Source organism: Nodularia sp. LEGE 04288, from assembly GCF_963896525.1.
In the GTDB taxonomy this organism is placed as follows: domain Bacteria; phylum Cyanobacteriota; class Cyanobacteriia; order Cyanobacteriales; family Nostocaceae; genus Nodularia.
Genome location: NZ_CAWQOY010000127.1, coordinates 30,705 through 44,133 on the forward strand (window position 1 = coordinate 30,705; position 13,429 = coordinate 44,133).

The window sequence follows — 13,429 nt, forward strand, 5'->3', positions numbered from 1 at the left end:
ATTATGCGTAAGTCCTATTAATATCTTGACAAGTTAAGGAATTAACTCCGTCTGTCAAAAAGATGAATCATTTTTTACGAAGATAAATTAAAAGCTCAACCAATTGGTTGATGTAGAAATATTTGTCTTTGATAGCTTCTGTAGTTGGTAATATTCATAGCGATTAATCAAGATTGATCACCAGATGTCACTAATCACAGATGAACACAGATAAATTTGTACCTGATCTGATTTTCGAGGTTTTGTGGCCAGAGAACCCTAAAAACCTTAAAATGAGTAAGTACATGGCAATCAGCTGTGTTTCTACTGTGTTCAAGTCTGTAATAAATAAATTTTTATGCCTCCTCGTTGGCCTCGCAAACCCGACCGCAAAGACCCAGCATTCCGCAAGTTAGATGACCGGATTAATTTTGCTGTTCATGTAGCACTGACTACAGCTGTTAATTCTAGTTTATGGTTTATCCACAACCTCAAAGCAGCTACCTGGGAGTGGCTACCCTGGTTAACAGCAGGTTGGATATTAGTATTGTTGGTGCATCTGATTTATATTAGTGCGATCGCTAACTATACCGAAACTCCACCGAAATCCACCTGAAGACAGACTGTTGAGGCTAGGGCGGTTATAACCTGTGGTGGTAGATTCAGCTTGATAATTGCGCGATAATATTAAAGACCCTGATAGTTAACGCTCTTTGTTGATATAAGGTGATTTTTATGGCGACAACTCACACCACAGAATTACTGGAAGCCCTAGCTGCCGAAATTGGCGAAGCCGTCTATATAGACATTGCTAAGTGGCATCTTTATTTATCTGATGCCAAACTACATACTGTCGTGGCTGAACAGATGTATCCCTTAATTAGTTCTAAAACTGTAGATGAAGACCGAGTGATAGCAGTATTGGAATCTATCCCCGTAAAAATTGGTGGTGGGAGAAAAGAATTGCCTTTAAATGATCTACTACCACTGCAATGCCAAGTAAACCTAGTAGATATTTTAGAAAAATATCAAAGTCAGATTTAATTTCTGCGTTCTGAGCGTTAATCATTTGCTTTTTGGGCAACCTCGACCAGGAGGTGAAGGATATGAGTACATATCAGTTTCACGACGAATACAGTTTAGCCGAAACAGCAGAAGAACTTGGTAAAAAAGCTTTAAGCTTGGGTTTAATACCCAGTTTTCTCGTGCGCCATTTTCCTGACAGCAGGCAATACTACATCCCCAACGAAGAAGAATCGGAACCGCTAACGCCAGAACAGGCATATCTGCGGTTTAAGAAACTGGTGGAAAAATCTCATTAAGTAAGAAATTTTTCGGAAAATTCGCATCAATTGTGATTACAAATTTAGTGAGGTTAATTAGATGTTTTTACAACTCAAAGATTCTGAAGATATCATCAAAGTTCTTGATATTCAGGAATTAATCGATCCCAATACTAACATTATCCACGCCCAAGACCAATTAGGTGAAGAAGAACAAGAACCGGATGCCTATAAAAAGCAAAATCTCATATTCCCCTCTGGTGAAGGTCTACCACGTTGTTGGGTAGATGCAAATTATAGACATCCTCAACTTTCATCATCATCTAGCACCGAAAAACAGAGATAAATATCTACGTACTAGGTTGGGTTGTTCGCTTCAGCGTTGCGGAGCAAGGAACGTAGCTTGCTTCCCACAGGTTAACCCCATATTTGCGAGGCTTTGTTGGGATAAATGGGCGGTAAAAAAGCCCAACCCACAAAAATAAACCTAATATTGCCTAACACGAGAATATTTATAGCAACCGCCAAGAAGGTTAAGACATAAACAGATAAGGGAACACCAAAAAATAAATTACCCAAAAATTGTAGGGTGGGTATAGCCCAAGGGGCATGGCTTCGCTAAAGCGCAGCGTAACCCACCATTATCCTGAAGTTTATGCTGGGTTACGGACTAATGTTTTAACCCACTCCCCACTCCCCAGCTATATCTGTGTTTATCTGTGGTTAATTTTTCTGAATCTAACTGCTACTGGAAGAAACAGCCTCTTCTACTACCGCTTCACCTGTCTGTGAATTGGGGAAAAAAGCCTTAGTAATCCAGTCAGTCAAGATATGCGACAGTAAACCCAAAGGGCCAGCAAACAAACATAAGGCAATAGAGTGAATTGTCCAGATACCTGTTTTCTGACCCTCTAAATAAATCCAGCGACCGACAAATAAATCCATCACTAGAAAATGAATCCAACCTGTTGCAGCAGCCGTTTCATCGCTAAAGAATCGGGCAATATCGGCTAATTGGGGATTGGATAAAGCTGCGGCATTTTCTGGCGTAATGCTGTTGACAAACAAATACAAATATGTGCCAGCCAGCACCACAAAAGGTAAATATGATGACATTACCCCCCGTGTTAATTTCCAGTTGGGTAGGAAAATCATCAACACCCAAAAGGGTAAAACGAAAATATTGGCAATGTCAAATAGTTGCGAGATATTCATAAATTTGGGGAGATTATAAAGCTACCAATTGTGATTCTATTTCTGAAGATTTTAAATCACGACCAATGAAAACTAAACTGGTTTGTTTAGCTTCTTGTGGTTTCCAGGGACGATCATAAAATTTATCAAATCGAGTTCCGACACCTTGCATTACTAAGCGCATGGGTTTGTTAGCCACTGCGACAAAGCCTTTGATACGATATATTTCTTGTTGGTTAGCCAGTTTTTGCAGTTGTGCTTGCAGTTTCTCTGGGTCAAAGGTGCGGTCTAAAACTAAGTGAGTTGAGGTAATCTCTTCGTCGTGTTCGTGGTCTTCTTCGCTGTCGTGATGGCTGGGACGACTATCTAAATTATCTTCCACTGCGGCTTGGAATCCTAATAAGATAGAAGCATCCAGTTTACCGCGATCGCTTGACACAATCTTCACCACTCTGGGCAACTCTTGCTTAATCAATTCCTCTACTCGATGTTTGGTGGCAATATCTACTAAATCAGTTTTATTCAACACCACCAAGTCTGCACAAGCCAGTTGGTCTTCAAACAGTTCTTGCAAGGGTGTTTCATGTTCTAGACTATCATCTGCTTGCCGTTGGGCGGCGATCGCATCTGGATTACTGGCAAATGTGCCTGATGCTACTGCTGCACAATCTACTACGGTAATCACTGCATCGACTGTAGCGGCGGCGCGAATTTCTTGCCAGCGAAAGGCTTTAATTAACGGTTTTGGTAAAGCTAAACCAGAAGTTTCAATTAAAATACAGTCAATACTATCTCGCCGCTTGATTAATTCTTGCATCGTGGGATAGAATTCTTCCTGCACGGTACAGCATAAGCAGCCGTTGGTTAATTCAAAAATATTACTTTCATCGTCCCCATCTTCGGGGCAGATTTGACAAGATTTCAACAATTCGCCATCAATACCCAGTTCGCCAAACTCGTTGACTAACACTGCAATGCGGCGACCTTGGTTGTTTTGTAGTAGGTGGCGAATTAAGCTGGTTTTACCACTGCCTAAAAAGCCTGTAATCACTGTGACAGGAATTTTTGTAGCCATAATTTTGCTTTTGCCTGATTTCCACTGGATTTTAAGTGTCAATAATTACAAATTAGAATACTGGTGGTAAGCTGATTTTCAAGTTTGACTCAGTTATTCTAAGCTGAAATCTCACAGGAATGCTCAAAAATTGGTTCATGAAACCTTTGTTGGTGTCTAACGCTTTTTTATGACTCTGATGAAAGAAAAGAAATTTAGGTTGGGTTAAACGAAGTGAAATCCCACAAAACCAAAGATTTTTGGCGTTGGGTTCCGTTTCTTGCTCCGCAACGCTAACGCGAATAACCCAACCTACGCCTAAATTTATCAAAGTCTACAAGTATAACTCTATGCTTTGTCTCCCCTCCTCCCTTGCGCTACGGTAGACACAAATCTTTATCCAGAAAGGGTTTCCCGCCCCTAAAAACAAGGTTTAAGCGGAAATCCAGTTCCCCTCCTCGCTTGCGGGGAGGGGCTAGGGGTGGGGTGTTTTTAGCGAATTACTATAATCACAGAGCAAGTTTACTTATTTTTTAGTGGATTTACTTAAATTTTTAATCTGTTGGAAAATTGCTTTAATTGCAGATAAGAATTGGGGAAAATTATCAGGTATTTCTGGACGACAATTTGACCAAGGTGATTTTTTTAAGTATGTCCAGTAAATCCCTTTATCAGGACTAATACACCAGCTATGCCAGGGTTTTAAAGAACCAGTAAAGTGAACTACAATTGATTGATCATTAGCTTGGGAATTACCCCCATATAAATCAATCAATGAATTCCATTTTGGGTCTACATTCAGAAATTGACCATCAATCACTTTATTTAAAGCATCTTGATCCCATAGCTTGATCATCTCAGGACGATCGCGAATCAATTCAATACATTTATTCCCAATATTCAGATTGCGCCAAGTTTCTAAGTTAATTAACATGACACCGGAGTTGAAATAGTAATTGCTATTAAGTTCTAGCCTTTTTTTGTTGGTGACAACTTTTTTGCCATGAGCTGCAATTATATAATTCGATATGTCATAATTATATAGTTCTAGAATTGAACCATTAACAATTAAATCGGAATCAAGATAAAGTATTTTATCAAGATTATTTGGCAAAATCTCCGCAGCTAGTAATCTATAATATGCAGCAGAAGATATATGTTGAGAGACTTTTAAGTTTTTAACTTCTGCATCGTCTACTTCATAAATCAAAAAATCAATTTTAGCTTGTGTCTTGAGTTGATCAATTTTTTGCTGAAAGTTGCTAGTGATTTTTTTAGTTATTATATGGACTTTGGTTAAATTATCCAGGTTATTCAATATCAGGGAAGTTACAGCTGCACCAAAGTGTTGTTCATACTTGCCATCAAAACAAAACAAAACTTCCATATTCTGATTCCTTAAGTCTTATCCATACTCTAAATATTTTACAAGCACAATATTATTACTTGTTAACCCATAAAACAGATTAACTTGACTTGTCAGGAAGATTTCAAAGTTTTATTTTGCCAGCAAGTTAAGTAAAACGTGACTAAACTCAACTTTATCCATTTACCTGATGGTGACTCCATCGGCTGGAACCCATATCTATCAAGGCTTTAAACTTTGGTAACTTCCCCATTCAGAATTAAAAGCTTTGAGAAATCATGGGATTTGAACCCTTTGTCTGGATAAAGCTGAGTTTAGTATTTTGATTTTAAGGGTGATGAAAATCACTCCTGATTGTTGACTATGTTATTCAGCCGTAGCGAGTTCGGTGGTGCCACGATGGCGGCGGCGTGTGAGACTGTTAAACAGCATGACACCGATGGATTTGATCAGATTACCTTCCAATTCTTGGAACATCTTCATGTTCATGCCAAAAGCGGCGTTAGCTTCATCGACAATGCGATCGCCTGTAGCTTCATCCAGGGGTAATTCATCCAGAGTTTGCCGATATTGGGTTTTGAATGCCTTCTCGTCGGTAATTTCGGCAAATTCATAGAAAGCAGTACCTTGATTTTCAGACAAATTCATCGCTGTGACTGCAATGTTTTTCAGAATTTGACCCCCGGATAGATCACCCAAGTAACGAGTATAGGAATGGGCGATAAGTAATTCTGGTGCTGTTTGAGATATTTCGCGGATGCGTTGCACATAAGCTTCACCTGCTGGCGAAAGTTTCACTTCTTCCCGCCAGTTTGCACCAAAATAGTAACTCAAGTCTTGCTCTAAGGTCTGCTTGCGATTGAGTTGGGGAAAATTAATTTTCGCGAGAATCGGGTGCTGATGGTGCTTTTGCATCTCCTCTTCCATCGCGGAGTAGATGAAGTAAAAGTTAGCAACTAGTTTCCGGTAAGAGTGTTTCTCTACCACTCCTTTTAAAAAGCACTTGACAAAACCCACATTTTCTGCCATTGTGTGCGCTTTTTTAGTACCTAGACGTAATTTGCTGGCTAAATTGCTGCTCATACTAAATTTCTCAACTTAAAAGGTTAACTGCTGAAGTTACGATTTATGAATGGCTAAAAAAGACCATCAAAAAGTTAGATTAAAACTATTTGATGAGAATTTATATTAAAATTTTTTAAGTAGCCGGAATTTGTACTTGAATGCAAACATCAATGAGGCTCAGTAATTGAGAAAGTCCATAAGCAAGTTTTGATGAATTTTTTGTGGTTCTGAGCTAAATTTTGGTTTTACCTTTAATATCGCGGCAAAATTCTCATATTCACAGTTTTTCAGCCTTTGATAAACTTGGCAAATAGCCGCAAATAACTATCGCTAGGAAGAATTTCATTGAAAACCATTAAATACGAAAAAATTAGAGTTACATAAAATACTGACATTTCCAAAAAGAAAACCTCAGTAAATATACTTAAAAAAATCGAATTAAGCTGATTTTTGAAATAAAAATCAGTATATATTACAGATAAACGTTTAGCTCAGTTGAAATTGCTGAATTAACGTGTAAAGTGATATTTTCCAATGTGATGGTGTGAGGAGTTTAAACTTATGGTTACATCTATAAATAAAACCCAAGGCGAGATTCGAGGTAGTTCTAAGTCCGAATCTCACAAACCAGCAAAAGGTTTGGATGGCAATTTTGCACTGAACTTATTATCACTACCGACGACGGCCTTATTTGGCACAGACGGCATTCGTGGAGAAGTCGGAGAATTACTGAATGCGCCCTTAGCATTACAAGTGGGTTTTTGGGCGGGTATGGTTTTGCAAAATCATAGTTGTCACCCAGGGCCAGTCATCCTGGGGCAAGATTCCCGAAATTCTAGCGATATGCTGGCGATGGCTTTAAGTGCCGGGTTAACAGCAGCCGGGGTGGAGGTTTGGTATTTGGGGTTATGTCCCACTCCTGCGGTTGCTTATCTCACCAGTATTAGTGAAGCGATCGGTGGAGTGATGATTTCTGCCAGCCATAATCCCCCAGAAGACAACGGCATTAAGATTTTTAATGGCAATGGTGCGAAGTTATCTCCAGCATTGCAGGCAGAGATTGAGGCGGGACTACGTGGACATACAGTTGCAGGTAAAGTTAGTCATTGTGGACGGCATTATTCCCGCTGGGAATTAGTGGATCAGTATGGCGAAACTTTGAAAGCATCTTTGCAGAAAACGGAAAATCTGCAAGGGCTGAAAATTGTTTTAGATTTAGCCTGGGGTGCAGCCGTTGGGTTAGCCGCCAAAGTCTTTACCCAAATGGGGGCAGAGGTAATCTGCTTACATAATCAAGCTGATGGCGATCGCATTAACGTTAATTGCGGTTCCACTCACTTAGCAATTCTCCAAGCCACAGTCCAGGAACATCACGCCGACTTGGGTTTTGCCTTTGATGGCGATGCTGATCGCGTCTTAGCTGTCGATCATACTGGTAGAGAAGTCGATGGCGATTACATTCTGTACTTGTGGGGAAAACACTTACAACAACAGCAACAACTGCCAGATAACCTGATTGTTTCTACAGTCATGGCCAACTTAGGCTTTGAGAGGGCGTGGGAACAACAAGGTGGGAACTTAATTCGTACCGCCGTCGGTGATCAATATGTCCAAGCAGAAATGATGCGGACTGGGGGAATGTTAGGCGGTGAACAGTCTGGTCATATTCTGTGCCGCCATTACGCCATGACCGGGGATGGCTTGTTAACAGCTTTACATATAGCAGCTTTAGTCAAACAGGCTGGTGTTCCCCTCAGCGAAATGGTAGATCAAAGCTTTGAAACTTATCCCCAATTTTTGCGGAATGTCCGAGTTGTAGATCGCGATCGCCGTTTGAATTGGCAAAATTGTATACCAGTACAACAAGCGATCGCCTTAGCCGAAACAGCAATGGGTGATGCAGGCCGAATCTTAGTCCGAGCTTCTGGTACAGAACCAGTCATCAGAGTCATGGTCGAAGCCGCCAATGCAGAACTGGCTAACCACTGGACAAACGAATTAGTCTATCAAGTCCAGCAACACTTAGCCCGATAAAGTCTGGGAAATTTGCCACAGGTAGATTTGGGTTAAATGCCCAGATAAAATCCCAAATCTGGAATTTTACCTAAAATATCGCCATCCAATTTTATGCTAGGAGTCCTATATGCTGAACACCAAACGCAAATCGAAAAACTCAAAAAAACAGCAGACCAAGCAAGCTGCAACTTCTAGCCTCAAAGAACGGTTAGCCCAAAAAAGTAAAGCAGCTCAAGCACATAAAGAATTTACCACCCTGCTGGGCGTAACTGTCTTTGCCAGTGTCTTATTTGGCATTCTATTTTTTTTCGTAGGTGGAATTAAGGCAGTAATTCCTGGGGTTTTGGCAATCCTGGTCATGACCTTTTCCTACAAATATCCTCGCCCAGCCTTGTTTGCTTTTCTGATTTATATGCCCTTTGGGGGTACGATCACCTACTACATCGGCAACAGTCCCATTCTGCAACTGGCTAAAGATTCTTTCTACATTCCCGCCTTGATTGCATTTTGGCAGACTTGCCGCCAGCAAAAGCTACCACTGATAATTCCCAAAGCTTTGAAGATTCCTCTGTTTATTTTCGGGGGTTTTTGCCTGCTAACGCTGATATTTATCAATGGTGGACAACAGTTCAATCCTGCCGCCGTGGGACTTCTAGAAACATCAGCCAAAGAAAATCCTTTAGCTATGGGTATTCTGGGACTCAAAGTATATTTGGGCTATATACCGTTGATTGGCTGTGCTTACTATTTAATTCGGAATAAAAAAGACTTCCTATTTTTATCGCGCCTACAGGTAGGAATCATACTTATCTGCTGTACTCTGGGAATTATTCAATATATGTTACTAGTAAGCGGAGTCTGTGAAGGTACTAGAAACGCCACAGGAGCAGATTTATTTAAAGCCACAGTAGAAGCCCGGTGTTATTTCGGGGGTTCTCTACTTTATAGTCCTAGCCAGGGAGTAATTCGATTACCAGGAACCTTTGTAGCCCCTTGGCAATGGGCATGGTTTTTGATTTCTAGCACCTTTTTTGCCTTTGCCACCAGTTTCACTGATCCGGCAATTATTTGGCGGGTACTAGGTTTAGGTTCTTTGGCAACGGTTTTTATCAATGCAGTCATCTCTGGACAGAGAATTTCCTTAGCCCTAGTACCTGTCTGCTTTACAGCCTTGCTAATAGTTACAGGTGAAATTCGTAACCTGAAACGCTTTATCCCGATGGGGCTAGCACTTTCCCTGATTCTGGGAATAGCTATGGCAATTAACCCAGGCGTTGTCCAACAGAGGATAGATAGTTTTGTGAATCGAGTGGAAGCTGCACCTCCCGAAACCTTTATCGTCCAGCAGTTTAAAGAAAATTGGCAGAATGTAGCTAGCCCCATTGGTAGTGGTTTAGGTCGGGCGACTAACTCCGCTCGCTCATTGGGTAGAACCAAGCTTGTAGAAACATACTACCCTAAATTGTTATGGGAAATAGGTATTGTGGGAGTCCTGGGATTTTTCGCCTTGGTCACAACCCTGACAATTACTGGTTTCAAAACATATCGTTCGATCAGAGACCCTAATCTCCGGACTTATGCTGGTGCTTTGTGGGTGTTTATCCTATTTATTAGCTATAACACTTACTATTATCCTTTAGATGTTGATCCGGTAGCTGTATACTACTGGTTTTCTGCCGGGTTACTGTTCAAATTGCCAATCCTGGATAAACAAGAAAGACAAAATGCTCATCTGCTAAAAACCACAAAGCAGAAAGTTTCCCCGATCAAAATTTAACGCTTCTATTGCCATTGTTAGTGAAATAAAATGGTCAATAGTAACTTCATTAGACAATTCCATGATCAAACCGCAAGTTTATTTGAATATCAAAAAAGATGAATGATTTGCCTTTGATTTCTGTCATTATTCCCACCTATGGAAGAGAAGAAACACTGCGGGATAGTATTATAGATGTTTTAAATCAGCACTATCCCAACTTTGAGGTTTTGGTAGTAGACCAATCTCCCACGCACAAACCAGAAATTCAATCTTACCTAGCAGAAATCTCAGCCGCAGATAAAATTCAATGGTTTCGCTTAGATTGGGCGAGTTTACCAGGGGCGCGTAATTATGGTGTGCGGCGCTCAAAAGGTGAAATAATTTTATTTATTGATGATGATGTGAAAATCACCCCGGAATTCTTAGCCGCCCATGCCAAAAACTATGTGCAGAATCCAGAAATTGGGGCTGTGGCTGGGCGGGTATTTGACAGAGATAAATTAAGTGATTCGGGTGGAGAGTTGCAGATTGAATATTTACCTCCCGAAGCAATGGACCCTGGAATTGCTTGGTATCACATTGATTTAGTCCACACAATCAAACCCCAGCAAGTCCTCACAGCCAGGGGTTGCAATATGTCTTTTCGCCGCGAAATTTTTACTCAACACGGATTGAACTTTGACGAGAGGTTTCGCGGTAGTGCGGTGCGCGAAGAATCAGACTTTTGTTTACGAATCCGACAGACGGGATATAAAATTTGGTATGATCCAGACGCTTGTTTGATCCATTTGGGCGAAGAAACTGGGGGTTGTCATGATATTAGTATGCGATCGCTCAAGTATCAACTCACCTTCTATCACAATCATTTCTTAATGGGGCTAAAGAACCTCAACGCCATGCAAGCTTTACGTCTCTACGCCGCTTTATTTGACTGTCACGTCCTCGGACACCCGCCTTGTAACAAAAGTGGTTCCCCCATGAAAATTGTGACTCGCGGGATTTTTTACACTTTAGGTTTTTTCAAAGCCTTGGGTACTGTCATTCAGTCAATCTGGAATGATGGTCAAACTTATAGTCACCTTGATCAACAAGTTTAGTCATTGGTCATTGGTCATTAGTCATTTCTGATATCTGGCTATTAACAAATACCCAAATTTTATGAAAATCTTAGTTGCAAGTCATTCTTATATTGTAGACCTTAATTGTGAAAAGTTACGCGCTTTAGCTCAATTAAAACCAGGAATTGAAGTAACAGTTGTCGTTCCTAAAACCTGGAAACCTGGGGGTGTACAAAATAAAATTATTACTACTGAATACCGCGACGAAGGCAATTTTAAAATTGTCCCAATTTCTAACTTTAGTCAAAATCATCAAGGTCTTCTCACCTTTGGAACTGACTTAATCTCTTTATTACGAGAATTTCGCCCTCAAATTATCCAAGTGGAACAAGGTTCTAGAGGACTAGCATATACTCAGATGATTGTTCTGAATCAGCTATTAGGACTCAAAGCAAAAAATATCTTTTTTACTTGGTGGAATCTGCCCTACGAACTAAAATTCCCTATTGCTTTATTAGAAAAATTTAATCTTAACCATAGTCACGGTATTATTTCTGGGAATCAAGATGGGGCAGAAGTTCTCAGAGAACGGGGATATCAAGGTAAAATTAAAGTTATGCCACAATTGGGTGTTGATGAACGCTTATTTATGCCGCAAAAGCAACCAGAATTAGCCGATAAATTGGATATTAATTCTGATGATTTTGTGGTGGGATTTGTGGGGCGTTTTGTCCCAGAAAAAGGTTTATTGACTCTGCTGCAAGCTTTATTAACTATCTTAAATAAACCTTGGAAATTATTATTACTAGGACGGGGAGAGTTACAAGTAGAATTAATCAAAATTACTACAGAAAATAATATTAGAGAACGGGTGATTGTGGTCGAAAGTGTCCCCCATGATCAAGTTGTCAATTATATCAACTTAATGAATACTTTGGTACTACCTTCAGAAACTACTTATAAATTTAAAACTTTGACTGCTGTAGGCTGGAAAGAACAATTTGGTCATGTCCTAATAGAGGCTATGGCTTGCAAAGTTCCGGTGATTGGTTCTGATTCTGGAGAAATTCCCCATGTAATTGGTGATGCTGGTTTAGTCTTTCCTGAAGGTGATATTCCAGCTTTGGCTAATTGCTTAATTCAGTTAATGGAAAAACCAGATTTTGCTGAGAGTATGGCTGAAAAAGGTTACGAAAAGGCAATGAATAAATATACTAATCAGGCTTTAGCACAGCAGCAATTTGAGTTTTATCAAGAATTGATTAACGGATATAACCCCTCTCCAAACCTCTCCCCTGTAAGGAGAGAGGCTTAAAAAGCCTATTATTTCGTACCAAATTAGAGATTTTTTGCCCCTTCCCTACCAGGGAAGGGGTTGGGGTTAGGTTCCGTCTAACTCACTTTGGTTAATAGTTAAAGGTTCGCATACGGACGCAAAGAAGAACGCAAAAATATGAAAATTTTACAAATTATTCCTTCTATTTCTCTGGTTTATGGTGGTCCCAGTCAAATGGTAATTGGGCTGGCTTCTGCTTTGGCGAAAGAAAACGTAGAAGTTACGATTCTCACAACTGATAGTAATGGTGATAGTGGACAAAAATCTCTGGATGTGACTTTAAATTGTCCAGTGAAACAAGATGGTTATGAAATTATTTATTTTCGTTGCGCGCCATTTCGTCGCTATAAGTTTTCTCTGGATTTACTAAAATGGTTAAAAGTTCACGCTTGTGAATATGATTTGGCACATATTCATGCTTTATTCTCTCCGGTAAGCAGTGCGGCGGCTAGGGTCTGTCATCAGCAAAAGCTACCTTATATTTTGCGTCCTTTGGGAACTCTTGATCCGGCTGATTTACGCAAGAAAAAGCAATTAAAACAGATTTATGCTGGACTTATTGAACGGCGTAATTTAGCTGATGCAGCAGCAATTCATTTTACAAGTGAACAAGAAGCGAAAATATCAGAACGCTTTGGGGTAATCACACGAGATTTGGTGATTCCTTTGGGTGTGATTCCCCCGGAAAAGATAGCAAATCAGGAGAATTTAGTACGCAATAAATTGGGAATACCGCCAGATTCGCCTTTAGTGTTGTTTATGTCGCGCATTGACCAAAAAAAAGGCTTAGATTTGTTGATTCCAGCTTTAGAACAGCTTTTAGAGTCTGAGTGCAATTTTCACTTTGTTTTAGCTGGGACAAATTCTCAAGATCCAGATTATGAGCAAAAGATTAAAGCTCAGATTGCCAATTCACTATTGCGATCGCAAACTACGATTACAGGCTTTGTCAGTGGTGAGTTAAAAGCTAGTTTACTACAAGCTGCTGATTTATTCGTTTTGCCTTCTTACTATGAAAATTTTGGGATTGCTGTCGCTGAGGCTATGGTAGCAGGTATACCCGTGGTTATTTCTGACCAGGTGCATATTTGGCAACAGGTGCGTGATAGCAAGTCGGGTTGGGTAGGTGCAACAGAGGTAGAAGCTTTTGTCGAATTAATTAGAGAAGCTTTGCAAAATCCCCAAGAATGTCAGCAACGGGGAATAAATGCCCAGAAATATGCTTTAGAGTATTTTAGTTGGAGTGCGATCGCGCGTCAAATTATCCAAGCCTACCAAAAAATTATCACAGATTAAGAAATGCTATGTTTATTAAAATT

Annotated in this window: 13 protein-coding genes; 9 read left to right on the top strand and 4 right to left on the bottom strand. The window is 40.1% G+C overall.

All coding sequences use genetic code 11. The features are described from left to right. Positions 1 to 337: 337 nt before the first annotated feature. The 4 genes from AACX33_RS16790 to AACX33_RS16805 all read left to right on the top strand — a co-directional run bounded on the left by AACX33_RS16790 (position 338) and on the right by AACX33_RS16805 (position 1,608). Positions 338 to 595, top strand: a complete 258-nt coding sequence (locus AACX33_RS16790) for a 2TM domain-containing protein (protein WP_194002591.1) — start codon at positions 338 to 340, stop codon at positions 593 to 595. Positions 596 to 714: 119 nt separating this feature from the next. Further along, complete coding sequence (locus tag AACX33_RS16795; protein WP_194002589.1) at positions 715 to 1,023, top strand: DUF3181 family protein; 309 nt, start codon at positions 715 to 717, stop codon at positions 1,021 to 1,023. Between the two features lie 62 nt (positions 1,024 to 1,085). Further along, complete coding sequence (locus AACX33_RS16800; RefSeq protein ID WP_194002587.1) at positions 1,086 to 1,301, top strand: hypothetical protein; 216 nt, start codon at positions 1,086 to 1,088, stop codon at positions 1,299 to 1,301. 61 nt (positions 1,302 to 1,362) lie between these two features. After that, complete coding sequence (locus tag AACX33_RS16805; protein ID WP_194002585.1) at positions 1,363 to 1,608, top strand: acetyltransferase; 246 nt, start codon at positions 1,363 to 1,365, stop codon at positions 1,606 to 1,608. A 392-nt stretch (positions 1,609 to 2,000) separates the two neighbouring features. On the opposite strand, the gene AACX33_RS16810 is transcribed toward AACX33_RS16805, so the two are convergent. The 4 genes from AACX33_RS16810 to AACX33_RS16825 form a co-directional block, all read right to left on the bottom strand. Further along, positions 2,001 to 2,477 (bottom strand): ABA4-like family protein, encoded by a 477-nt coding sequence (locus AACX33_RS16810; RefSeq protein ID WP_194002583.1) that lies wholly within the window; start codon positions 2,475 to 2,477, stop codon positions 2,001 to 2,003. A gap of 13 nt (positions 2,478 to 2,490) precedes the next feature. Beyond that, a complete protein-coding gene (gene cobW, locus AACX33_RS16815; RefSeq protein WP_194002581.1) occupies positions 2,491 to 3,531 on the bottom strand; it encodes a cobalamin biosynthesis protein CobW in 1,041 nt (346 codons plus the stop codon). A 505-nt stretch (positions 3,532 to 4,036) separates the two neighbouring features. After that, a complete protein-coding gene (locus AACX33_RS16820; RefSeq protein ID WP_194002579.1) occupies positions 4,037 to 4,897 on the bottom strand; it encodes a glycosyltransferase family 8 protein in 861 nt (286 codons plus the stop codon). A 345-nt stretch (positions 4,898 to 5,242) separates the two neighbouring features. After that, positions 5,243 to 5,959: a biliverdin-producing heme oxygenase gene (locus tag AACX33_RS16825; RefSeq protein WP_194002577.1), complete on the bottom strand. Its 717-nt coding sequence runs from the start codon at positions 5,957 to 5,959 to the stop codon at positions 5,243 to 5,245. A 543-nt stretch (positions 5,960 to 6,502) separates the two neighbouring features. Between AACX33_RS16825 and glmM the strand changes: the two genes are divergently transcribed. The 5 genes from glmM (at position 6,503) to hpsP (ending at position 13,406) form a co-directional block, all read left to right on the top strand. Then, positions 6,503 to 7,975 (top strand): phosphoglucosamine mutase, encoded by a 1,473-nt coding sequence (gene glmM / locus AACX33_RS16830; protein ID WP_194002575.1) that lies wholly within the window; start codon positions 6,503 to 6,505, stop codon positions 7,973 to 7,975. 109 nt (positions 7,976 to 8,084) lie between these two features. Continuing rightward, complete coding sequence (gene hpsL / locus AACX33_RS16835) at positions 8,085 to 9,734, top strand: hormogonium polysaccharide biosynthesis protein HpsL (protein ID WP_194002573.1); 1,650 nt, start codon at positions 8,085 to 8,087, stop codon at positions 9,732 to 9,734. 98 nt (positions 9,735 to 9,832) lie between these two features. Then, complete coding sequence (gene hpsN, locus AACX33_RS16840) at positions 9,833 to 10,813, top strand: hormogonium polysaccharide biosynthesis glycosyltransferase HpsN (protein WP_194002571.1); 981 nt, start codon at positions 9,833 to 9,835, stop codon at positions 10,811 to 10,813. Positions 10,814 to 10,874: 61 nt separating this feature from the next. Beyond that, the gene (hpsO, locus tag AACX33_RS16845; protein WP_194002569.1) at positions 10,875 to 12,089 is read left to right on the top strand and encodes a hormogonium polysaccharide biosynthesis glycosyltransferase HpsO; all 1,215 of its coding nucleotides are present in this window, start codon (positions 10,875 to 10,877) and stop codon (positions 12,087 to 12,089) included. 138 nt (positions 12,090 to 12,227) lie between these two features. Beyond that, complete coding sequence (gene hpsP, locus AACX33_RS16850; RefSeq protein WP_194002567.1) at positions 12,228 to 13,406, top strand: hormogonium polysaccharide biosynthesis glycosyltransferase HpsP; 1,179 nt, start codon at positions 12,228 to 12,230, stop codon at positions 13,404 to 13,406. Positions 13,407 to 13,429 lie beyond the last annotated feature (23 nt).

Excerpts from the sequence above, each read along its gene's own strand:
- AACX33_RS16790 (WP_194002591.1), top strand. The coding sequence starts at position 338 with ATGCCTCCTCGTTGGCCTCGCAAACCCGACCGCAAAGACCCAGCATTC.
- AACX33_RS16795 (WP_194002589.1), top strand. The coding sequence starts at position 715 with ATGGCGACAACTCACACCACAGAATTACTGGAAGCCCTAGCTGCCGAA.
- AACX33_RS16800 (WP_194002587.1), top strand. The coding sequence starts at position 1,086 with ATGAGTACATATCAGTTTCACGACGAATACAGTTTAGCCGAAACAGCA.
- AACX33_RS16805 (WP_194002585.1), top strand. The coding sequence starts at position 1,363 with ATGTTTTTACAACTCAAAGATTCTGAAGATATCATCAAAGTTCTTGAT.
- AACX33_RS16810 (WP_194002583.1), bottom strand. The coding sequence starts at position 2,477 with ATGAATATCTCGCAACTATTTGACATTGCCAATATTTTCGTTTTACCC.
- cobW (WP_194002581.1), bottom strand. The coding sequence starts at position 3,531 with ATGGCTACAAAAATTCCTGTCACAGTGATTACAGGCTTTTTAGGCAGT.
- AACX33_RS16820 (WP_194002579.1), bottom strand. The coding sequence starts at position 4,897 with ATGGAAGTTTTGTTTTGTTTTGATGGCAAGTATGAACAACACTTTGGT.
- AACX33_RS16825 (WP_194002577.1), bottom strand. The coding sequence starts at position 5,959 with ATGAGCAGCAATTTAGCCAGCAAATTACGTCTAGGTACTAAAAAAGCG.
- glmM (WP_194002575.1), top strand. The coding sequence starts at position 6,503 with ATGGTTACATCTATAAATAAAACCCAAGGCGAGATTCGAGGTAGTTCT.
- hpsL (WP_194002573.1), top strand. The coding sequence starts at position 8,085 with ATGCTGAACACCAAACGCAAATCGAAAAACTCAAAAAAACAGCAGACC.
- hpsN (WP_194002571.1), top strand. The coding sequence starts at position 9,833 with ATGAATGATTTGCCTTTGATTTCTGTCATTATTCCCACCTATGGAAGA.
- hpsO (WP_194002569.1), top strand. The coding sequence starts at position 10,875 with ATGAAAATCTTAGTTGCAAGTCATTCTTATATTGTAGACCTTAATTGT.
- hpsP (WP_194002567.1), top strand. The coding sequence starts at position 12,228 with ATGAAAATTTTACAAATTATTCCTTCTATTTCTCTGGTTTATGGTGGT.